Origin of the sequence: Nocardioides sp. Root140 (assembly GCF_001426745.1) — a bacterium.
Taxonomy (GTDB): domain Bacteria; phylum Actinomycetota; class Actinomycetes; order Propionibacteriales; family Nocardioidaceae; genus Nocardioides.
In genome coordinates, this window is sequence record NZ_LMFI01000017.1 from 1 (window position 1) to 21022 (window position 21022).

At 68.5% G+C, this 21022-nt stretch carries 18 protein-coding genes; 12 read left to right on the forward strand and 6 right to left on the reverse strand.

The genetic code is table 11. The features are described from left to right. Positions 1–596: 596 nt before the first annotated feature. The 4 genes from ASD30_RS25260 to ASD30_RS25275 form a co-directional block, all read right to left on the reverse strand. Positions 597–1037 carry a hypothetical protein gene (locus ASD30_RS25260; protein ID WP_056689007.1) on the reverse strand — a complete coding sequence of 147 codons (441 nt, stop codon included), beginning with the start codon at positions 1035–1037 and terminating at the stop codon, positions 597–599. Next, a complete protein-coding gene (locus ASD30_RS25265; RefSeq protein WP_056689012.1) occupies positions 1034–3151 on the reverse strand; it encodes a hypothetical protein in 2118 nt (705 codons plus the stop codon). The genes ASD30_RS25260 and ASD30_RS25265 overlap by 4 nt, the downstream gene beginning before the upstream one ends. After that, the gene (locus ASD30_RS25270; RefSeq protein WP_056689016.1) at positions 3136–4899 is read right to left on the reverse strand and encodes a hypothetical protein; all 1764 of its coding nucleotides are present in this window, start codon (positions 4897–4899) and stop codon (positions 3136–3138) included. Before ASD30_RS25270 ends, ASD30_RS25265 begins: the two co-directional genes overlap by 16 nt. Before the next feature lie 83 nt (positions 4900–4982). Next, positions 4983–6449 carry a site-specific integrase gene (locus tag ASD30_RS25275; RefSeq protein WP_200951255.1) on the reverse strand — a complete coding sequence of 489 codons (1467 nt, stop codon included), beginning with the start codon at positions 6447–6449 and terminating at the stop codon, positions 4983–4985. 193 nt (positions 6450–6642) lie between these two features. On the opposite strand from ASD30_RS25275, the gene ASD30_RS25280 reads away from it, so the two are divergent. The 7 genes from ASD30_RS25280 (at position 6643) to ASD30_RS25310 (ending at position 11797) form a co-directional block, all read left to right on the forward strand. Continuing rightward, a complete protein-coding gene (locus ASD30_RS25280) occupies positions 6643–6963 on the forward strand; it encodes a thermonuclease family protein (protein WP_082564186.1) in 321 nt (106 codons plus the stop codon). 288 nt (positions 6964–7251) lie between these two features. After that, a complete protein-coding gene (locus tag ASD30_RS25285; protein WP_056689024.1) occupies positions 7252–7611 on the forward strand; it encodes a hypothetical protein in 360 nt (119 codons plus the stop codon). Then, positions 7608–7871, forward strand: coding sequence for a hypothetical protein (locus ASD30_RS25290; protein WP_056689027.1), 264 nt, complete (start codon positions 7608–7610; stop codon positions 7869–7871). The genes ASD30_RS25285 and ASD30_RS25290 overlap by 4 nt, the downstream gene beginning before the upstream one ends. Next, a complete protein-coding gene (locus ASD30_RS25295; RefSeq protein ID WP_056689030.1) occupies positions 7868–9823 on the forward strand; it encodes a DNA cytosine methyltransferase in 1956 nt (651 codons plus the stop codon). Before ASD30_RS25290 ends, ASD30_RS25295 begins: the two co-directional genes overlap by 4 nt. Next, positions 9823–10050 (forward strand): hypothetical protein, encoded by a 228-nt coding sequence (locus tag ASD30_RS25300; RefSeq protein WP_056689033.1) that lies wholly within the window; start codon positions 9823–9825, stop codon positions 10048–10050. The genes ASD30_RS25295 and ASD30_RS25300 overlap by 1 nt, the downstream gene beginning before the upstream one ends. A 289-nt stretch (positions 10051–10339) precedes the next feature. Further along, a complete protein-coding gene (locus ASD30_RS25305; protein WP_056689037.1) occupies positions 10340–11248 on the forward strand; it encodes a DUF5131 family protein in 909 nt (302 codons plus the stop codon). Between the two features lie 171 nt (positions 11249–11419). Next, positions 11420–11797 (forward strand): hypothetical protein, encoded by a 378-nt coding sequence (locus tag ASD30_RS25310; protein ID WP_082564199.1) that lies wholly within the window; start codon positions 11420–11422, stop codon positions 11795–11797. Between the two features lie 93 nt (positions 11798–11890). Here ASD30_RS25310 and ASD30_RS25315 read toward each other — a convergent pair whose 3' ends face one another. Next, positions 11891–12163, reverse strand: coding sequence for a hypothetical protein (locus tag ASD30_RS25315; RefSeq protein ID WP_056689041.1), 273 nt, complete (start codon positions 12161–12163; stop codon positions 11891–11893). Between the two features lie 353 nt (positions 12164–12516). Here ASD30_RS25315 and ASD30_RS25320 point away from each other — a divergent pair, with 353 nt between their 5' ends. The 5 genes from ASD30_RS25320 to ASD30_RS25340 all read left to right on the forward strand — a co-directional run bounded on the left by ASD30_RS25320 (position 12517) and on the right by ASD30_RS25340 (position 18965). Then, positions 12517–13473 carry an ATP-dependent DNA ligase gene (locus tag ASD30_RS25320; protein ID WP_156393777.1) on the forward strand — a complete coding sequence of 319 codons (957 nt, stop codon included), beginning with the start codon at positions 12517–12519 and terminating at the stop codon, positions 13471–13473. Positions 13474–13529: 56 nt separating this feature from the next. Then, positions 13530–14681: a hypothetical protein gene (locus ASD30_RS25325; RefSeq protein ID WP_056689047.1), complete on the forward strand. Its 1152-nt coding sequence runs from the start codon at positions 13530–13532 to the stop codon at positions 14679–14681. A 36-nt stretch (positions 14682–14717) separates the two neighbouring features. Beyond that, positions 14718–16160: a hypothetical protein gene (locus tag ASD30_RS25330; RefSeq protein ID WP_056689052.1), complete on the forward strand. Its 1443-nt coding sequence runs from the start codon at positions 14718–14720 to the stop codon at positions 16158–16160. A 181-nt stretch (positions 16161–16341) separates the two neighbouring features. Beyond that, positions 16342–18045 (forward strand): DEAD/DEAH box helicase, encoded by a 1704-nt coding sequence (locus ASD30_RS25335; protein WP_268788307.1) that lies wholly within the window; start codon positions 16342–16344, stop codon positions 18043–18045. Continuing rightward, a complete protein-coding gene (locus tag ASD30_RS25340; protein ID WP_156393779.1) occupies positions 18042–18965 on the forward strand; it encodes a protein NO VEIN domain-containing protein in 924 nt (307 codons plus the stop codon). Before ASD30_RS25335 ends, ASD30_RS25340 begins: the two co-directional genes overlap by 4 nt. A gap of 57 nt (positions 18966–19022) precedes the next feature. On the opposite strand, the gene ASD30_RS25345 is transcribed toward ASD30_RS25340, so the two are convergent. Next, the gene (locus ASD30_RS25345) at positions 19023–20873 is read right to left on the reverse strand and encodes a hypothetical protein (protein WP_156393780.1); all 1851 of its coding nucleotides are present in this window, start codon (positions 20871–20873) and stop codon (positions 19023–19025) included. Positions 20874–21022: the final 149 nt, after the last annotated feature.

A 21022-nucleotide genomic window follows, 5' to 3' on the forward strand; every position in this document is an offset into this window, starting at 1 on the left:
CCGACACCAGGTCCGACAATCGGCGCTCGGTCTCAGGCTTCTTCCATCCAGCTCTCGGCATACCACCAAACTACACCGATGTGATCTTAACTGAACGGTATTGCGGCTAATGGCTGGGTCGTGCCGAGGCTAGACGAGGCCCGGGTCCGACGCGACCTCGCTGAACGTTGTCGCCAGTCGCTTTGGGCATCTCAATAATGTGTGCCCGTTCGGTGACAATGCGCAGAAGTTCGAGGAGATCGCGACCCTTGAGGCCCCCATGGCCAGGCCATCGACAGCATAACGGCCTGAATCGCCCTGAGAGTTGAACGGAACACGATCTCGACCAGCCCGGTGGAGAAAGCGTTGGCCGATCTCCGTCGGCAAGCGACAGGCACACGTCCGGCCTATCCCGAGTGTCGCTGGCCGACCGACATACGTCGCCTCCGCAGTTCACGCGGTTGCGCCGAACGCGATCAGCGGAAGCGGATCCCGCACTGGCACGCTCCGCGAGCCGATCGGTATTCGGGACGCAGCCCCCGATCAGCTCGGGTGGTGGAGCCGGTGGGCTGCCTGGCCCGGTCCGCCCGTTCGGCGCTGATCCAGCGGGGGCACCGCTACGTTCCTGGCAGCCGGTCGTGCGGCGACTGCGTGCCGATATGTGTTACCTGTCGCAGCGCGGCGAGTTCTTCGCGTGCTTGGTGGACCTCGAGGGAGAGCTCGGCGACGATCTTCGTCAGCGTCTTGGTGGTCTCGTGTTCTTCGGCGAGCTGCTTTTTGAGAGCATCGTTTGCGTTCCTGAGCGCGCGGTTCTCGTCGGAGATTCTTGCGATCGAGCTGGGTGTGGCGTCCTGGGCTTTAACGCGTGCCTTGAAGTCGTCGACGAGGTCCTTGTGCTCGCCGTAGACGACGTCACGTCGTAGGCCGGACTCGGTGATCAGTTCGCTGCTGGTGAGCTTCCCGCTGGCCGACCGCAGCGGGGTGCCGGCCAGGAGACGTTCCGCGGCGGCGGTCAGGTCGCGGCGTTCTGCGTCAAGGTCGCGTCGCTTGCGGGTCATGGTGTGCGACCTTCTTTGGGTGCTGTCTGGTGTCGTGTGAGGACGGCGCGGATCTGTTCGGCTTGGGCGCGTGCGCGGTCGCGCAGGGGGGCCGGTGTCATCGGGTCGTCTGCGGCGGCATCCAGGACGTTGAGGCGTTCGCTCTGGCGGGCGATGTCGCGGTCGGTGTAGGCCAGGTTGACGCACCCGGACTGGCATTCCGCCTCGTGGGGGCCGTCATCGATCGGCAGCCCTTGGGCTTGTCGGCTAGTGCGGCATGCGGCGGTCTCGGCCCGGTACACGCAGGTCATTCCGTCGCCGTGGTGGATGCTGGGGTCGGCGTGTTGCAGGAGGCGTTCGACGTTGCGCACGCGGTTGACCACTCGCCCGGCGAACCGGTGGGTGGCGGCGACCCGATCGCGATAGTCGGTGGCGGCGGGGCCGCTGACGTGTTCCCCGGCCGCCAGCAGGGCATGGTCGTGCTGGTTGTGCTCAAGGATGGCCTCCAGGCGTTCGACGGCCAGGTCGTCGAGCCATCCACTGTCGGCCTTGCCGCTGTAACTGAGTGTGACGGTCGTGGACACATGCCCGTACTGCAGCGCGGCGGCGATCAGCCCGCGGGGGCGACGCACGATGAAGTAGGCCAGGGTGCGCCGGAACCTGGTGGGGTAGATCCGACCGGCCGGATCCGGTGGGATCACGGCCTCGTCGTCGAGGCCACGGAAGGTGCCGTTGACCCAGGCGATGAAGCTTCCCAGGTCGCGGGTGATCTCGCTGCTTCGGCGGGCGTGCAGCTCGGCCGGCCGGATCGGGTGCGGCTTGTGGAGGCTGGAGGGGAACAGGAAGGGTGCGTCGCTCAACTGCTCGAGCATCGTGATCGCGTCGTGGACCGGGCGCACCACGACCCAGGTGCGCTCCCAGGGGTCGTCCCCGAGGGTGGGGCGGTGGGTACGCGCCGGTCCCTTCCCGTAGCGGCCGGCCACCAGTAGCTGACCGGTCATCTCGTCCCGACGGCTGCAGCCACGGCGTAGGTTGAGGACCTCGCCGGGTCGCATGCCCGACAGGTAACTGATGATGACGAAGCAGGCCACAGACAGGTGAGAGATCAGGCTGGGGAGCTCGTGTGTCGTCAGAGGGCGTTCGCGCCACGGGCGGCCCTGGACGAGGCCGCGGATGGTGCCCACGGGTGAGCCGTCGTCGACAGGAAGGCCGCTGTCGAGGATGACCGGCTGCAGGCTCGCGGGTACTTGGCGTTGCGGCAGTTGCAGCATTCTGGCGAGCTGGCTCCAGTTGATCCGTGCTTGTTCGTGCGGGTTGCAGCGGGGATGTCCAGGTAGGGCGTGACGCCGCTGGGTCGCGTCGGCTACGAACGCTTGGAGCCGTTGCCGGGAGGTCAGCCCGTCGAAGGCGCGCTGGCTGGGATGGGTGCCGGCTTCCAGCTGGTCCAGTTCGGTGCGGGCCGCCACGATGTCAGGGCCGATCACCTCGACCATGCGCAGGCTCCAGGCCAGCAAGGCTTCCATCGTGGCCGCGGCGATGCGCGGGGTCGTGTTCTCCGCGGCTGCGGGCCGGGGCGAGGCCGCGGCCAGCCGAGCCGGCGGCGTCCCGCTCCACGGGTTGTGGGTGTTCAGGCGACAGCGTTGGGGAAGACGGTCGCGGTATTCCCAGACGGTGCGGACCGCGATAAAGAGGTGGCTCTTGTGGTGGGTGCTGGCCTCGAGGCGGAGCACGTGCTGGCGGTAGCGGTCCAGCTGCTGATCGGTGACCTCGTGCAGGCTGGCCAAGTGGTGGTGCCTCATCCACTCGGCGAACACGCGCAGCGTGCGCAGCCGGTAGACCAGGGTGCCGATGCTCATCAGGTCTCCGTCGCTGGTGACGGTCACGCTGCGTGGAGTGGGGCCTTCGAGGAAGGCCAGGGTGACGGTCTTGAACACGTCGACCAGCTCGGCGGGCCAGTGGTCCCAGCGGATCGCGTTGATCTTCGCGTGGGCGTCGGGGTGGGCGGGGGCCAGGTGCCAGACCGCGTCCTCGAAGTGGGACAGCTTGTCCGGCGAGGTCCCGGGGCGCACGGTGCGGTGGTGCAGGATGAGCTCGCCGACGCGGCTGGCGTCATCACTCCTCAGCGGACGTCCCATCGGCCCTCCAGGAGGTCGTTGATGCGGTGGCGGTGCTCGTCGGTGATCTCGGCCTTGGCTCGATCGATCTCGGCGCGCTGGAAGCCGGTGGTGATGTCTTGCAGCTGGTCCAGCCGGGGCGCGTACCGGCGCGCCCACATGGCCGGGGGGAGGTGAGGTCGCAACCGCTCCAGTGCGTCGATCGCGGCCAGTTGGATCGGTAGTTGGTGCGGCAGGGCGCGGGCGTTGGCGCAGTCCAGGCAGGCCAGGAAGGACGCCGAGCAGGCGACCCCGGGCGGCGTGTACGGGCTGGCCAGGTGGTCGTGGCAGGACGCCAGGACGGTGTCCTGACTCCCTTCGATCAGCCCGGCCAGCTGTCCCATGCTGATGCCGGCCTGCGTGGCGGCAGCCTGTGGGTCGCGTCGGGCGAGGTCGACGAAGTCTTGGGTGAAGACGGGGACACGGGCATGGTCGCGGGCCTTGCTCACCTCGCTGTCCAGGGCGGCCGCGACGATCGCGTGGGACTCGGCCTGGACGGCGGGGTGGGGCATCAGGTAGCGATCCCGCAGGGTGGTTGGGGAGTGCGCCACGGGACGACGGCGCCGCTCGATCGCGGTCCGCCGCAGCCTCTTGACCGAGATCACTGGCTTCCCGTCGGGAACCGCGGCGTTGGCAGTGGGGAAGCCGCGGGCGGCGGCCCATCGCTGCACATGGTGGCTTGTCAGCGTGGTGATCCACGGGCTTGGGGTGTGACCGGTCTTCTTCGCGATCCGTCCGGCGAAGAGTGTCTGGCTGTTGCTCAGGCGGCGGGCGGTGTCGCCGAGATCGAGCAGCATTCGATACACCTGCAGCGGGGAGCGGGACCACCGATGGTCGGGGTCGCCGCCGGTGATGAGGTCTTCCAGCGCGATGACCATGTGTTCCCGGTCGGGTCCGCGTCGCGGCTTGCAGGACTCGACCAGGGCCAGGCCCTCGTCGGTCAGCCCGCCGTCGGGGCGGAAGTGTGCCGCCGGGCAGGCCGCGATCGTGCCGTAGTTCTGCCCGGTCAGGGAGATCAGGAGCAGCGCGAACGCTGCGAGTTCGTCCGGGGACAGGCACAGCATGCCGGCGACCTTGACCAGTCCGCCGCACCGGTACACCTCCGGCGTGCCGTTCGTGTCGGCCTTGCGGGGCAGCTGGCCGGTCCGTTCGAAGCCGTCCAGCAACCGACCAAGTGTCGCCTCCTCGCTGCCGTCGGGGAGCTCTCCGGACCGATACCGGGCCAGGAGTCGCCGCGCGGTGTGGATCCGGTCGCGGGCCGCCCGCACGTCGTGTCGTACGGCGGTGAGGATCTCCTGCCATTCGGTGTCGGTGTAGCCCGGCTTGTTGATGTCGCGACGACCCATTCCGCGTACCCGGATCGCGGCCAGCCCGGCCCGCGCGTCGTCGCTGAGACGCTCGTCGTCGAGCAGCAGCCGTCGCAGGTTCTCTACATAGCTGCTCACGGTTCGTGGCTTCAGGTGCTCGTAGCGACGCCGGAAGGCCAGCAGGTGCTCGGCGACGACATCCTCCGGGCGCGTGGCCGTGACCGGATGCTCGGACAAGACGACGGCGAAGTGGCGGGCCGTGTCTACCAGCGACCGGGCGGTGGGCAAGCGTTTGACCGTTGAACGCGTGGTGAGCCGGCGGGCGACACGGTCGGCGAGCCACCGGCGGAGAGGTTCGGCCACTGGCAGCTCGACGAAGTCGAACAGCGTGCTGCGCCCGCTGGACTCGTCAACGAACAACACGCTCTGGCCATCGGGCCCCAGGCGTGGCCGTGGCGCCCACCCGGCCGGAGGCAGGGCCGCGGGTTGTCCTCCCCGCGCGCCACTCACCGGGACAACTCGCCGGTGCCGGTAGTGGCGCCGGTGGTGGTGATCGGCTGCACCGTGCGGCCGCCGTGGTGGGCGAGGGTGCGTAGCAATGCATCGACTCCGAGGGTCTCTTCCTCGTCCAACATGGCCATCAGGTAGTCGATCTCCAGGCCGGCGAAGGGTTCGAGGTAGATGTCTCGCGTGGTCATCGGGTGGGCGTGGCCCATCAGGGTGGCCAGTTGGTACCAGATGTCGCCCAGCTGGTCGCGCAGGTCGCGTGTCTCCTCCTCGGACAGGCCGGTGACCCGGGTCCGCCAGACCGCGGAGAGGATCGAGTACCACTTCAGGCAGAACGAGTGGCGCAGCATGTGCGGTCGCGCCCACAGCGGGCACTCGTCCGCGTCCTTCCCGTCGCCGACGGTCTCGGCCCACACTCGGGCGACGCGGTGATTGGCGTGATCGAAGGTGTCCTCCCACCCGTAGGGCTTCTTCGGCAGCCCATTCGGGGCGAGCCACACCCACAACGGCGCAAGCCCGTCCGGGGTGCGTCGGAACAAGCGGCGACGCTCGTCCGGGCCGAGCACGTCCAGCGAGACCGGCACCGGGCCGCCGCCTGGGCCCTCGATCAGCAGCCGACGAGTCTGCGGGCGGTAGCCGGTCACGACCCGGAGGCCGGACAACTGCTGGTAGCGGCCGGCCCGCTGAGCACGGCGGACGACCTCGGCCCGGGAGCCCTCCGCGGGGTCGGTGTAGGCGGCTACCGCTTGCAGCACGCTCCGCGGGATCCGATACGTCCGGCCCGTCTTGCCGCCCTTGAGGCATGCCACCGACAGGTGCGCCGGCGCGAACCGGGCCGCGCCCGGTGTGGGGATCTCGACATCGAGGACGGCGGCCCACTCGGCCAACCGCAGGCCCGTCCCGTACAGGCCATCGACGAACGCCGCATCCCGGTCCTCGTTGATGCCGCGCCAGCCAGGGCGGCGCAGCCCATCGAAGCCGTAGCCACACAGCCCGATGTTGCGCCACTGCTCGAATGCCGATCGAAGCATCCACTTGACCTGCCGCCGCGTCGAGCCTGCTGGCCGCAATGGGTCCCGGCCTACCGACGGGCGACGCAGTGCGATTTCGTGTGGCCGAGCGCGGTGTCGCGTGCCTACCCCGGCGGTGGCGACCGGATTGGCCACGCCGTACCGCTGGCCGGCCCACGAGTAGAAGCTGTTCAGCGCCGACCGATCCGTGTCGAAGCTAGTGGGCTGCACGCGGCCGGCATTGTCCAGCGACGTTAGCCGCCACTCCTTGAACGCTTCCACGTCACCGACCGTCGCCTCCTCCCATCCGCGGCCGACCACCTGCAGGTAGTCCAGCCACACCACCAGCGCGTAGGCATACCGACGCCACGTTCCCGGGCGTGCCTCGGCCATCGGGCCGGTGCGGAAGTAGAGATTGATTCGCGGGTCCGGCCACCCGCCCGGCCCGATCAGCACCGGGGTCCCGTGCCGGGCACCATTCGCCGCGGCGCGAGCGTGGACCTCCCCGAAGCCCGACAGGCACTCAACGTCAGGCGTGGTCACGGACGCAGTGAAGTCGTAGAACGTCAGCGTCCAGCCTTCTAGCCCAGCAGGCAACAGCGACCCTCCAAGCACGGTGATCCGACAACTTCGGAAAGCCTAGAGAAGCATCAGCGCACCCGAGGTCCCGCATCCGGGCAAGCCGGGGGAGTGCTACGGCTCCCCGTCCACGCGACACCTCAGGCAGCTCCTGTCGGTCGGCACGCAGGTCACGCTCGTGAGCGACTCGACGCAGGACGACGTCGACACCTACGGGCGCTGGCTGCGCTACGTCGAGGTAGGTGGGCGCGACATCGGACGGGCGCAGATCCGGTCCGGTGCCGCCGTGGCCCGGGTCAGCTCAGACCCGGTCTGGCGCCACGCCGCGTACGTGCAGGTCGAAGACCAGGCCCGGGAGCGCGGGGCGGGGATGTGGACGGCATGTCGCTGACCAACACGCCGGGACCGATGACGGTGGAGGGGTTTACAAACGGTATAGGGGGGCTATACCGTATAGGGAGGGTATACCCCAGCGGCGCGGGCCGCATCCGTTAGGTGTAGGAGGTCATCAGATGAGCAGCTGCGAGGGATGTGCGCAGAAGGGACACGGGCCGGAGGAGTGCGCAAACCGGGATCTCCCGATGTGCGCCCAGACCTGTACCTGCCGGCATGGGGAGCCTGAAGCCGACCCGGCTCCGTACTGGACGGCAATCGCCGCGGTCGCTGATGGCGGTGCCGCATGAACGTCGAGGACCTCGCTTCGATCCGCCGGCGCCTGGACGCCGCCACCCCCGGCCCGTGGCACGGCGTGGGTGACCAGGTCCGGGCCACTGCCGCCGACGCACTGATCGAAGACAACATCCTGGTCGCCTACTACACAGGCCATGACCACCGACTCGGCCTCAAGACGACAGGTGTCGCGGCCGACGTCGACCTCATCGCGCACGCCCCGACCGACATCGCCGCGCTTCTGGGTGTCGCGGAGCGGCTGATCGAGATTCGGGACTTCCACCGTGAGTGGGGCGACCAGGACACCGACACCCTCGACCTCCTCACCCTGTGGGAGCAGCTCGGCCGACTGCTGGGGGTGACCCCGTGAGCATCTACGTCATTGCGAAGCACGGTTCCGCGTACTTCACCTGCGACTTCATCGGCGGCAAGCCCGAGCACCGGTCGGCCTGCCGTGCCGCCATCACGGTTCGATCCAACCAGGGCGCACTCTGGCTCGATCCGTCGTGCGCAGAGCTGCCCACCGGCTGGGTCCGCGCCAGCGGCGGGCACTTGTGCGGCGAGCACGCTGGCCGCGTACCCAAGGACGGCCACGTCGCGGCGCTTACCTTCTCGGGGAGTGCGTCATGACCGCCGCACAGTGGCGCCCGGCGCTGCAGCGACGTCGGTTCAAGCACGACACCCTCGTGGCTGTCGACGCCTTCTCGGGCTTCGGTGGTCTCACGCAGGGGATCGAGCTGGCCGGCTTCGACGTGATCATGGCGGCGAACCACAACGAGTACAAGGTGCGGGTTCACGAGGCCAACCACCCGAACGCTGAGCATTGGATCGCCGACCTGGTCAACAGGGAGGCCTCCGACTACCACTCCGCGCAAGACCTTCCTGCCGCAGACCTCTTCACTGCGGGCATCAGCTGCGTCAACCACAGCCAGGCGAACACGCAGAAGGCGTACGAAGAGGGCCTGACGCTGTTCGACCTCGAGGACGCCGAGTACGAAGCTCGCGTCACCCGGTCCGAGCGCGACCGTGCGACGGCGATCTGCGTTCTGCAGTACGCCGCCCAGCACCACCCGCGGGTGATGCTCATCGAGTGCACGACCGAGTTCGCGTCCTGGGGCCAGCTCGTTCCCGGAAGGCGGAAGGTCGGCGATGGGTCGACCTACCGGTGGTGGCTCAAGCAGCTCGGCCTGCTGGGGTACAACCACAAGGTCCTGTACCTGAACTCGATGTTCTTCGGTGTCGGCCAGTCCCGCGACCGCGGGTACTGGGTCTTCTGGGACAAGGAGCTGCCCGCGCCCGACCTGGATCACCGTCCCGAGTCCTGGTGCGAGAAGTGCCAGACCATCGTCCAGGCCGTGTGGTCGTGGAAGACCGGCGTCCCGCCGACCGGCTCGGTCCGGTACGGCAAGCAGTACAACTACCGCTGCCCGTCGTGCTACCGCGAGGTCATCCCGCCGTTCACGCCCTCACTCGACGCCCTCGACCTGTCGAACCTGGGCACCCGGATCGGCGATCGGGCCAAGCCCCTCGCCGCCGCGACGATGGCGCGCGCCGAGCGGTGCCGCCAGCGGTTCGCCGAGTTCCCTGCGGTGCTGATGCCGGCGAAGGCCCAGCGTGGCTCCGAGCGCCACCCTTGGCAGCCGATGGCCACCCAGACCAGCCAGCAGGAGACCGCGGTCCTCTCGACCGGTGCGCTGATGGCGGCCGCCGGCAACACCTTCGAGTGGCCCGGGTCGGAGTGCCGCGCCCGCGACTTCTCTCAGCCGTTGCCCTCGCAGACCTCGACGAATGGAACTGGTCTGATCACTCCGCCGGTCGCGATGGCTGTCAACAACTTCCAGGGCGCCCCGCGCGGCGTCGACGAGCCGCTCCCGACCCAGGGCGGGTCTGAGACGCTCGGCGTGCTCTCGGCGCGGATCCTGCCCAATCGCACCAACGGCACGTCCCGGTGCCTGGGCGAGCCGATGGAGACGATCGTCGGCAACGCCGGTTCCGGTGGCCTCGGCGTCCTCTCCTCGGGCGTCCTGCCGTACCGCAGGCACACCACGCCCACCTCGCACGCTGAGGCGATGCCGACCGTGACGGCCGATCAGATTCCCGGGCTTCTGACCGCGGCCGGGTCCATGAAGAACAACGGGTCGATCCTCGAGGCGAAGTACCGGGCACACCCGGTGTCCGATCCTCTCGGGGCCGTCACCGCTGAGCCGACGCAGGCGCTGCTGTTCTCCGGCTGGTACAAGCAGAACGGCTCCACCGGAACCGAGACCGCCCCGCATCCGGTCGCGGATCCGTTCGGGACGCTTACCTCGCGCGACACGACCGCCATCCTGACCGCCGAGTGGCGTGAGGCGCTCCAGGATCTCGCGCTCGAGGACTGCTACTTCCGGATGATGTACGACCACGAGATCGGTCGTGGCTGCGGTTTCGACGTCGACTTCGCGGACTACCAGGGCACGTTCCAGGTGTGGGGGCCGGCGCGCGACAGGGTCGACGGCTACGGGAATGCGGTCTCACCCCAGGTCGGCTGTTGGATCGGAGGCCGGCTCCGCGCCGTCCTCCACAACGAGGAGGTGGCGGCGTGATGAGCGAAAAGAAGCTTTCCACCACGGTCCCGGGCTCGGGTCCTGATGCAGATGCGCTGGCCGCGTGGAGGCGTGAGCAGAAGCATCTCGGCGCGGTCTGCGACTTCCCTGGGTGCGATCGGCACGCCGAGCTCGGCGGACGGATGTGCGACTACCACGTAATGGTCCGGCTCGCCTCGAACGGCTCCTGGGTCGACGACAGCCACGCTGACGGGGGGCACGGCTGATGTGCTATCGAGAGACCGCCCACTACGTCGTTCTGTGCGACCGCTGCGGCGTGGCCGCGCCGGAGGGCACGGGCTGGTGGACGCCGTCACACGCCGACCACGCCGCTCTCGAGGCGGGTTGGGAGATGACAACGACCGAGCACCTGTGCCCAACGTGCGCGATTGCTGAGGTGACCGACGAGTCCGGGGGAGCGGTCGCACACCGGCCGGCCGTCGGGTCCTCGACGGGTCCGGACATCTGCTGGCCGCCGTTCTCAGCCCCTGCGGCTCGTTCGCCGGAGGAGTCGCGATGACAGACAGGACGGGCATCGAGTGGACCGACTCGACCTGGAACCCGGTGACTGGATGCACCGAGGTTTCCGCGGGTTGCAGTCATTGCTACGCCAAGACCCTCGCCGAGAGGTTCCGCGGGACCCCGGGGCACTACTTCGAGGACGGCTTCGACGTCGTCCTGCGCCCCGAGCGTCTCGACCAGGTGCTCCGGTGGACCCGGCCGCGCCGGATCTTCGTCAACAGCATGTCCGACCTGTTCCACGACCAGGTGCCCGACTGGTTCATCGCCCAGGTGTTCGCCCGGATGGCGCTCACGCCGCGGCACACCTTCCAGCTGCTCACCAAGCGGCACGGCCGGATGCGGGCGCTCCTGAACTCGCCTGAGTTCCGGGGCCTCGTGGTCGAGATGACCACCATCGCCGCGAGCGACCATGTTCTCGACTGCCGTGCCGCCGACGTCTGGCCGCTGCCCAACGTCTGGATCGGCGTCTCCGTCGAGAACCAGCAGTGGGCCGATATCAGGATCCCCGCGCTGCTCGAGACCCCAGCGGCCGTCCGCTTCCTGTCCTGCGAGCCACTCCTCGGGCATGTGAACGCTGAGCTGAGCGGCATCGACTGGGTGATCGTGGGCGGCGAGTCCGGCCGCGGCGCTCGCCCGATGCACCCCGACTGGGCGCGGTCCCTGCGTGATCAGTGCACGACCGCTGGCGTCCCATTCCTGTTCAAGCAGTGGGGCGAGTGGATCGAGACCGCGAACGGCACAACCATCGTCCACGCCGACGGTGAGACCACGACTGCCCGCATCCCACTGCCCGCGGGCGGGGCACGGGTATCCCGCGTCGGGAAGAAGGCCGCGGGCCGCTCTCTCGACGGGCGCAGGTGGGACGAGTACGCATCAGCGACCGGAGCCGACAGTGGCTGCTGACACTTGTGGACGACGCCACCGAGGCGGAGCGCTCGGCCTCGCAAGTGCACACCGTGGAGGTGATCTGGTCGAACCGTCCGGTCGACGCCCAGGTTGCCTTCGACTTCGACGGCACTGGGGCAGGATCATGACCAGTCGGCGGTGCGCGCTGGGGCCGTTAAGGTCGGCAGCATGCAGCCCGCCGATGTGACCGCCGTGCCGGCCGAGGTGGTGGAGGACGTGCTTCGCGACCCGTCAGGTTTCCTCGCCGCGGCCGCGGAAGCAGCACCAGGCTGGGCGTCTCGGTACGGAGGGCCAGAGGGCGTCGCACAGCTGACGAGTGCTCTGCATGACCATCTGGCCCAGCTGACGAAGAGCAACGCCGAACTGCGAGCCGCGACGGTGGTCTACCTACGCACCCATTCGGGGCTGTCACTGCTGACGATCGCCCGGCTGCTCGGCGTGACGAAGGGCGCCGTCCAACACGTCATGCGCCGTGCCCAGGAGGATTCGACGCGCCCGTCAGGGACGTTCGCGCGGCTCGCGTCTCCCGGCGTCTGGCGTTCCTGACGACACCGCCCCCACAGGTTGCCCTCAACCATCCCCGGGCCGCCGTCTTTGAGCTCGTCGACACCGACCGCAAAGCTCAGCCCGGTCGCACAGCTAGCGCTCCGGCGCGGTCCAGTTCGGATCGACAGGCACCGGGATGAGCTGGTCGATGCGGAGCCAGTCCATCTTGACCACGGGCTTGAGAGAGGCGTCGTCATGCCAGACCACCAGGGCCTCCCAGTGTCGGCCTTCGCGCTTCCAGTCGAGGATGAGCCCGCGTGACGGCTTGAGGCGGCCGGCGTTGCGGATCAGGACGAACCGAACGACGGCGTACGGTCGCCACGCGTCGTTCTTTGGCGGGTTCGCGGACACGACGGCACGCGTCACTCGGTGGTGAGTAGCTCGGCCGGGAGCCACTCCTCGACTGAGGCCCACCGTCCGGGCCGCAGCTGCGCTGCATAGATGACTCGGCCCTCCCAGAGGTGACCGGCGCGACGCCACTCCAACAACAGGCCAGGGCGCGGCTCCGAGGCGTCGAAAGGCAGAGTTATCCAACAGTGCCGACCGGGCTGAGGCGGGGCCCCTGCGCTGCTGGGAGCTGGCTCCGTGTGCTGGCCAGCGCGCACACGGTCCTTCAGGGGGATCCCCGCCCCGCGCCCGTACCCGCCGCCTGCCATGTCTTCCAGAGTAGAACAAGTGTTCGAGCAGACGCCGCCGGTGCGAGTTCGTACGCTGAATGGGTGCCCACCTGCTGGGAGCCCATGCTGGCCAAGCCCGCAGCCACGCTGCCGGCTGGCTCGGCGCTGCCCGGCGGCACGGTCTACGAGCCCAAGTGGGACGGCTACTGGGCCATCCTCGAGCGGACGCCTGAGAGGTGTTGGGTGTGGTCACGCAACGGCGCGGATCTCACCGCCGGCTTCCCCGACGTCGTCGACGCCGCATGCGCGCAGCTGCCGCCGGGCACCGTGGTCGACGGCGCGCTCGTGGTTTGGAGCGAGGGGCGTCTGGACTTCGCCGCTCTTGCCCCGCGCCTGGCCTACCGCGGCCACCGCCGGCCACCGGCTCAGCTGGCGCCTGCGGCCTTCCTGGCCTTCGACGTGCTGGCCGCCGGAGACGCCGACGTGCGCGGGAGGCCGTTGCGGGTGCGGCGATCGCTGCTCGAGCAGCTCGCCGCGGCCTGGCGGCCACCGCTGCAGCTGACTCCGCAGACGGGCGACCCGGCCCAGGCGAGGCAGTGGCTGGAGGAGTACGCCGCGGCCGACGTCGGCGTTGAGGGCCTGGTCGCCAAGGGAGACGGTCAGCGCTACCTGCCCGGCCAGCGAGCTTGGGTGAAGTACCGGATCCACAACACCCGCGAGGCCACCGTCGGCGCGGTGATCGGTCGCGTCGAGCAGCCGGTGCGGCTAATTCTCGGCCTGGTCGACGACGCCGGCCGCCTACGGGTTGCCGGCGCTACCCATCCGCTCAGTTCCAGGGAGTCGGCTGAGCTCGCCGCTGTGCTCAACGGCACCGATGACCACCCGTGGCCGGCCGAGCTCAGCACCCACCAGCTGGGGCGGTTCAGCCGCGAACCGGTTGCGATCACCCGAGTGGCCCCCATGGTGGTCGTCGAGGTCGAGGCAGACACGGCGTTCGAATACGGGCGCTGGCGGCACCTGACCCGCTACCGCCGACTGCGCCTGGATCTGTCTGGCTGACACAGGGGAGGGGCATTGCGCTGATGCAGCCGGCCGGTTCGCGGCAAGATGGCCCTATGGCCCAGGCTCTCGGCAACTCCAGCGCGCTGCCGCCTGACGATCGGTCGGTGCTGCTGACCGCCACGGGGCGGCGCGACCTCGTCGACGCATTGCATTGGATTGCCGAAGGGCGGCCACTGGTTGACGGCACCGACCTGTCGGGCATGCTCACGGCCCTGGTGGCTGCCGCTGATGCCGGGATACACGGGTCGGAGCCGGCGCTGCGCGCTGCGGTTCGTGCGGCGCTTCGCAGCACGCTGGATACAAGTGCGGATCTCGTTCTCACTGGGACCATCGTGTCTCCGCACCGCTACCAGGCGGCCCTGGCGAACGTCGCGCGCCGTACGACCACGGGCAGCATCGCCGACATCACCACCGCTGCCGTGCTGGCCGCCCAAGATGACGACCCGCTGGTGGTAGAGGCGCTCGGGTTGGTTGCCGGCCTGAGCTGGCGAGACCTGCAGGCCCGTTCTCAGGCTCGTGGGGTCTCGCTGCCGAGTGATGCCGACGGGACTTGGAGTCCGAGCCAAGTTCTGAGCGCCTTCCGGATCATCGACGACGTCGTGTGCGGGCGGGTCGAACCTCAGCTCGACGGTGCGGTGGCCGCTCGCCCGGTGGAGCTCCTCCTGGACGACGCGACCGGTTGGAGCGAGGTGGAGAAGCTCCGCATCGGAGGGGTGAGCTACGGGACTCTTCTTGCTCAGCGGGACGTGGGCAGCGCCTGGAGCGCCCACCGCAACCGCAGCAACAACGAGATCAGCAGGCTCATGGTCCGGCGCGTCCTTGGCGCCCTCGATGAGGCCAATGTTGGCTACTGGTCGACCGAGGGTGATGCTGCGGTCCCGAAGACGTTCCTTGGAACCCACGCGGGGGTCCATGGCAAGCTGCCGGGGCAGTTGTCGGTGGTGACCCGCAGGGCCGATGGCACCGCGGGCTACGCGGTGCTAATCGCGATCGCCCGCGACGGGGGCACAGCGCGCAAGACGGCGGCTACACTCCTTCAGCTGCCCAAGCGGTTCACGATCCCGGCGGTCCTGGTTCTGTTCGGCACAGGCTGGGCGGACCGAGGTGAGAGTGATGATCTGGTGCGGGCCTATGGCGGCCGTCTCTACACCGAGCACACGCTGGCGGACCTGGCCCATCTGGCCGCAACTGTCGGTCCTGCCTGACATGCTGGACCGACGCACGCAGCACGGGAGAGGTACATGACACAGTCGATCACCACCGCCACACGGGAGAGCGCCATCCAGGCCGCTGTCGAAGCCGCCAAGCAGGCCGTCGCCAACGGTGGTGGAACGGCTGAGGAGCTCCGCTGGAAGGGCGGCACGTTGGTCCTGCCCGTGGCCTCGGTCGATCTGGATGTGGTGCTCCTCAGCCCGCACAGTCACCGAATCAAGGCCCAGCTGCAGTCCCTTCCCAAGGCCGACCAGGATGTCGTCGCAACAGACCCCTACGGTCCCCAGGCCCAGGACATCATCGCTCGACTTCTGAGGGAGACCCCCGGGTTCGAACGGATCAAGAACGCGCTCGCCAACGACGGCCAGCTCTTCGCGGGCGTGATCACCACCGGGGGCGTGCTCGTCAATGCCAACACCCGGGCGGTCGCACTGCGCGACCTGCGAGAGCAGTACCTCAAGGTGGTCGTGCTGCCGGCCGACGCCGGGCCGAAGGAGATCACTGAGCTCGAGCTGCGGTTGCAAATGGAGCAGGAGGTCAAGCAGGAGTACAGCTTCACCAGCCAGCTGCTATTCATCGAGGACCTCATCAACAGTGGCAACTACACAACCCTGGAGGTCGGTCGGGCACTGCGCCCCGGGCTGACCACCAGCAAGCGGGACACGAAGGCGGCCACCGATTTGGTCGAGGGCGAATTGCGGCTCCTGGGACTGATCCGCGAAGTTGTGAGCGCCAGCGGCGGAGCACTCAACTTTCTGTTCTTCGACGACCAGCGGCAGGCTCTCATCGAGATCGACCAGGACTACCAGCGGATGAAGAGCACGAAGCCGGAAGAGGCCGCTCGCGTTCGTGACGCTCAGCTCGCCGGAATGATCGCCGGCGTCGACTACCGGCGTCTCAGGGAGATCGATTCGACCCTGCTAGATGACTACGTGGCGCCCGCGTTGGGTGAGTCCACCACGCTGGCTCCCCATCTGGACGCGTTGCTCATGCCTGGCAACGGCGCGGAATCGGCCGGCGCCGCCCCGGCCGGTGTGAGTGACTTCTTCGGTGACGACGAAGACGGCGGGGATCAGTCGGAGCAGACACACGTCAACGGCAAGCCGAGCCTGTCCGGGGTCTACACGTTGCTCGCCCAGACCAAGCCCGAAGACGACGTCACCCTGCCCACCCCTGACGGCGAGACGGTCACACTGCCACGGGTCGTCGTCGCAACCGAACTGTTCAGCGGGCTCACGACCGCGATTGAGAACAAGAAGCGCGACTCCAAGCAGATCGATGATCTGACCGCGCCCATGGTCCACCTCAAGGAGGCGGCACGCGTCCTGGACAAGGCCGCAGCTACCTACGCCGATGTCCACGGCCGCGCGGGGTTCCGCCACGACGCCTTCGCCGCGGCCGTCCAGGAGTACGAACGAGCAGCGGCCGCGTTCCGGGCGGTAGCGCCCTCGGCCGAGGATCCGGGTGTCTGAGCAAGCACTTGCCGCGCCAGCACTGGGTCTCTCCCTCGGGGGTGTCCCGCCGGTGGTGCAGGCGACCCGACTGGGTGAGGTCCCGCAAGGCTTCTGGCTGCAGCTGATTGGCGAGTGGGGCTCCGACGGGGAGCGCCCCGGTCACCAAGTCGTACTTCCGCTGGAGCGGCTGCTGAGCAACATGGGGTGGCTCCGCACCGCCTGTCAGCGCTACGGCGTCGGAATCCGGTCGACCCCCGAGCTGGACGACCTGCTCCAACAGACCCGAGCGCAGCGTCGCTTGCTGCAGACGGCCCTCTCGGAGCCTCGTCCGCTCGACGCGGACGAGGTTGCGCAGCGACTGGTCGGAACGCGTTTCGCGCGAGACCTGCGCACATTCCAGACCCGGGACCTCGGACGGCTCTTAGGGCTGTCCAACGGAGCGAACTTCTCAGTCCCCGGGGCCGGAAAGACCAGCGTGGCCTACGCCGTCTACGAGAGCGAGCGTGCGGCTGGGCGAGTCGAGCAGATGCTGGTCGTTGCCCCGCTCTCTGCATTCGATGCCTGGCAGACCGAGGTGAACGACTGCTTCCCCGAAGGCGAACGACCGGTCGTTGCCCCGCTGGTCGACCAGCCACCGCGCGACGCCGAGGTGCTGGTGGTGAACTACCACCGCCTTGACAGCCGCTACGAGACGATCGCTAGGTGGGTCGCCAGCAAACCCACCTTGGTGCTCCTGGACGAGGCGCACCGAATGAAGCGCGGTTGGGACGGGACCTTCGGTAGCGCCTGCCTCAGCATCGCCTTCCTGGCGGCCCGAAGGGACATCCTCACAGGTACACCCGCTCCTCAGAGCCCCCAGGACCTGATCGCGCTGCTGGACTACCTGTGGCCCGGTCAAGGCCGGCGCGTCCTGCCCGCCGACGCCCTGGTCACGCCGCCACCACCTGATGCCGGCGCCCAGGTGGCCGAGGCGATCGCGCCGCTGTTCGTGCGGACCAGGAAGAGCGAGCTCGGGCTGGACCAGCCCACCATGCGCGTTGTCGAGGTCGAGCTCGATCCCCTCCAGGCGGAGATCTACCACGCGCTACGCGATCGCTACGCCGGTGCCTTCGAGGTCAACATGGCCGACCGGGCGACCTTCGCGAGCACGGGCGACATCGTGATGTACCTGCTCGAGGCCGCCACCAACCCACAGCTACTCACGGCCGGCTCGGGGGCCGAGGATGCGGTCAGCTTCCGCCACCCCCCGCTCGACGTTCCGCCCGGCAGCGCGCTGTGGGACCTCCTGCAGCAGTACAACCAGTACGAGACGCCAGCAAAGTTCCGCCAGCTGGCCGAGCTGATCGACGCGAACGCCGGGCAGGGGCGCAAGACCCTCGTCTGGAGCAACTTCGTGCGGAACCTTCAGGGGCTTGAGCGGATGTTGGCGGTGCATCAGCCCGCACTCATCTACGGCGGCATCCCCTCCGAGACCGCCGACCCCGCTGCCGCCCGTACCCGCGAGAGCGAGCTCGCCAGATTCCGCACCGACCCTGGGTGCGCCGTCTTGCTCGCGAACCCGGCGGCCATGAGCGAGGGCGTGAGCCTGCACCAGGTCTGCCATGACGCGATCTACCTGGATCGCACCTTCAACGCGGGGCAGTACCTCCAGAGCGTCGACCGGATCCACCGCCTCGGCCTGCCTCCCGACCAGGAGACCCGGATCACCTTCCTCCTCACTGCGGGGACGATCGACGAGGTTATCGACGCCCGGATCAGGGAGAAGGCAGAGCGCCTCGGCGAGATGCTCGACGACCCGGACATCAGCACGATGGCGCTGCCCTCGGATGAGGACTACGGGCCGGCGCTCGACTCCACGGCCGACATGGTCGCTCTCTTCGCCCACCTCCGCGGGGAACAGTGAGCGACGTCAACCACCACCCGCCCGGAAGGTCCACACCAACCGCCTACCAGCTCCAGGCGGCAGTGTTGGCTGGCCGGGTCTTGGACGCCGCTGGCAACACGGCCGCGTCCTTGGAGTCCAGCTACGACCAACTAGCAACCGGCGGCCTCTACCGCTCCCAGGATCTTCAGGCCGGTCATCGGCTTCTGCAACGAGCGCACCTGGTCACCACTAACGGCAGCACCTACATCCCCACCCGGACGCTCCTTAGCTTGTGTGGGCTGCCAGACGACGTGGCCGCCGAGCTGCTCCTCCAGGAACTGCTACTCGAAGAGCCCCCGCTGTGGCTCTACGCGGCGGTGGTTGACGACGAGGTCCGTTGGGAAAACGTCCCGCAGGCCGACCAGGAAGCCCTCGAGCAACTCCTCGAGGACGCCGCGCGCCGCGAGGCCCTGCTGATGAGCCTCGGCAGGACCTTGGATGCGGAGCAACTCGCTGATCAGGGTGCCCGTGGCGAGGAGTTCGTCGTCGAACTCTGCAAGCGGCACCTCATCGAGCGGGATCGGCCCGACCTTGCCGCGGCAGTGAATCAGGTGAGCCTGCGCAGCGATCAACTGGGCTACGACGTCAGCAGTCCCGACACCACCGGGCATCGGCATCGGATCGAGGTCAAGACGACCAGCAGCGCCTCGGCCGGGCGCGTGGAGTTCTTCCTCTCCCGTAACGAGGCAGCCGTCGGAGAGAGGGATCCGGCGTGGTCCCTGGTCGCGGTGCGTCGCAACCGCGACGACAGCCTCGAGCTCATTGGCTGGTGCTCCTCAGTGAACCTGGTGCCGCACCTCCCGAGAGATGTCTCAGCGCAAGGACGCTGGGCTAGCGTCCGTCTCAGCATCGCCATGACCGACTTCGTGCCTGGCCTTCCCCTCGACGCCACAACCTGAACCCGAATCGCCGCGGCGGGCGACGGCCGGGCAGTGCCCCGCTTGGCGGCTGGCCCCTCAGACCCCCCGCGCGCGCCGTCTCTGCGGCTTCAGGAACTCGGCCTCAGAGAGGGCTTCCAAGAACTCCGTCTGCCAACCGCTCGGCAGCTCACCTACCGACAACATGTAGTCGGCGACGATGGACAAGAACTCCTGCTCTGCCCCCGTCCCCAGCTCGGGACGATGCTTCACAATCTCGCGACTCGACACGGGCACAAGGTCCAGGAGGAGGTCGAGTGTGCAGGCGCGGACGTTGCGTTTGGCGTGGTCGGTCTCGTTCTCGCTGTGCACGATCGTGCAGCCAGCGGCGCGCAGTCCTGCGCTTTGCAGGGCTTCGAGGAGCTGCGCCCACGCCCGCGGGTCGCGGTTGGCGTAACTGAAGATCAGGTGACCGTCCTCGCGAAGCAAACGGGCCGACTCGCGAAAGATCGACGCGAGCAGCGCGGTGTAGCTGCCATCAGCCACGAGCTGACCGGTCGCGCGGTTCACGACGGCGTCGCCACCCGACTCAGGAGCAGCAAGGCCGGCCCACGCCTGCAGCGGCTGGGAGAGCTCTCCGTACTGCACATCATCGTGGTAGGGCGGATCGGTGAGAACCAGGTCGACTGACCCGCTGGGGAGGAGCTGTCGCTGGGAGCTGCCGGCGACGACCAGAACGTCGGGCCGGTCGAGAGAGTGACCGTCGACGTCTTCACCGAGCAGGGCAGGGACCGTTGCCGCGCCGGCCTGCAACGGTCCCTGGACCTGCAGCCGTCCGCCGGTGTGCTGTCGCAGCCACTCCGCTGCCTTGACTAGTTGGACCAGTCTCCGCAGCGTGGTCCCACGCCCGCTGGTCGTGGTGCCCCAGACGTTCGGCTCGACCGGCAGCGTCGTGAAGTTGAAGCGATGACCAGCCATGGACTCGTAGCTCTTGAGGTAGTACCGGTCCCACCGGGACAGGTGGCCAGCCATCTCAGTCGAACCGACAACAGCGAGCCGGAGTGCGGCAACCACGCCCTCGTCCGTTGAGCAACCTGCCGCAAGCTCCAGGAGGCGCTCCACCATGGCCCTTTGCCGGCGGGGATAGAGATCCTCCCATCGGCTGAAGCCGTGACGGCGGAGCACTGCTGTTTCCTGGCCAGCGGGGATCGTCCCCAGGCTCATGCGGGGCTGCGCGTGCTCGGCGGCCGCGGCAGTCCGCTCACCAGTGGTGGGGATCGCCAGCTCCCGTCGTCCTCCGCCGGCGCGCTCGACCAGCACGACCTCCCACTCCAGCCCGGTGGCGGAGGCGCGGGCCTCTAGCCGATCCTGCTCCCCGCACTGGCAGGTCACCACTCGCCGGGGCGTGTAGACCTGGGCCGGATCGGTTTTCCTGTCGCATGTGGGACAGGCAGAGATCTGGTCGCGGCGAGCCTTGAAGAGGTGACCGTTTGGGCACGCCAGAAAGGCCTCGGGCAGATTGCGTTCGACGCGACTGGTCAGCGTCACCAAGGCGTGCGGGTAGATCCGCTGCCGAGTGCCGCAGTGAGTACAGGGGGCGACCGCGACACGGAACGTGTGCGTGACGAGCCCAGGGGTCCCATCGCTTAGCACGGTTCCATATGCCGCCTGGGCACTCGCGAGAACGCGCTGGGTCAACGCTGCGATTCCATCCCGGAGTGCCTCAGGGTCCGGAAGTGCCAGCATCGAGGCGAGACCAGCAGCGGCCCAGGGGTTCAGATCCTGCGCGTACACGCTGTGGCCGCGCATTACTGCGGCCAGTGGGATGACACCTCCACCAGCGAACGGATCGCTCACCACCATGCGTCCTGGCTTGTCGGCACTCACTGCATCGATGATCGAGCCGTTGACTGCCTCGGTACGGCGGGCCCACCACCGGTAGGTGCTCACGGGCGGTAGGTGGATCTCGCGGTTGCGAACCTCGCGCCTGACGCGCGCACTGACCACTTCAGCATCCAGGTGTCGCAGTGGACTGTGCAAAGCCGGTCGCGAGGGACCTTGGACGCTGTCGTCTTGGTCTGCTGGGGTTGCCCGTGGTG

Bases quoted from the DNA above. Each gene is read 5' to 3' on its own strand.
- ASD30_RS25305 (WP_056689037.1), top strand. From the start codon at position 10,340: ATGACAGACAGGACGGGCATCGAGTGGACCGACTCGACCTGGAACCCG.
- ASD30_RS25310 (WP_082564199.1), top strand. From the start codon at position 11,420: ATGCAGCCCGCCGATGTGACCGCCGTGCCGGCCGAGGTGGTGGAGGAC.
- ASD30_RS25330 (WP_056689052.1), top strand. From the start codon at position 14,718: ATGACACAGTCGATCACCACCGCCACACGGGAGAGCGCCATCCAGGCC.
- ASD30_RS25285 (WP_056689024.1), top strand. From the start codon at position 7,252: ATGAACGTCGAGGACCTCGCTTCGATCCGCCGGCGCCTGGACGCCGCC.
- ASD30_RS25335 (WP_268788307.1), top strand. From the start codon at position 16,342: ATGGGGTGGCTCCGCACCGCCTGTCAGCGCTACGGCGTCGGAATCCGG.
- ASD30_RS25260 (WP_056689007.1), bottom strand. From the start codon at position 1,037: ATGACCCGCAAGCGACGCGACCTTGACGCAGAACGCCGCGACCTGACC.
- ASD30_RS25295 (WP_056689030.1), top strand. From the start codon at position 7,868: ATGACCGCCGCACAGTGGCGCCCGGCGCTGCAGCGACGTCGGTTCAAG.
- ASD30_RS25325 (WP_056689047.1), top strand. From the start codon at position 13,530: ATGGCCCAGGCTCTCGGCAACTCCAGCGCGCTGCCGCCTGACGATCGG.
- ASD30_RS25265 (WP_056689012.1), bottom strand. From the start codon at position 3,151: ATGGGACGTCCGCTGAGGAGTGATGACGCCAGCCGCGTCGGCGAGCTC.
- ASD30_RS25300 (WP_056689033.1), top strand. From the start codon at position 9,823: ATGAGCGAAAAGAAGCTTTCCACCACGGTCCCGGGCTCGGGTCCTGAT.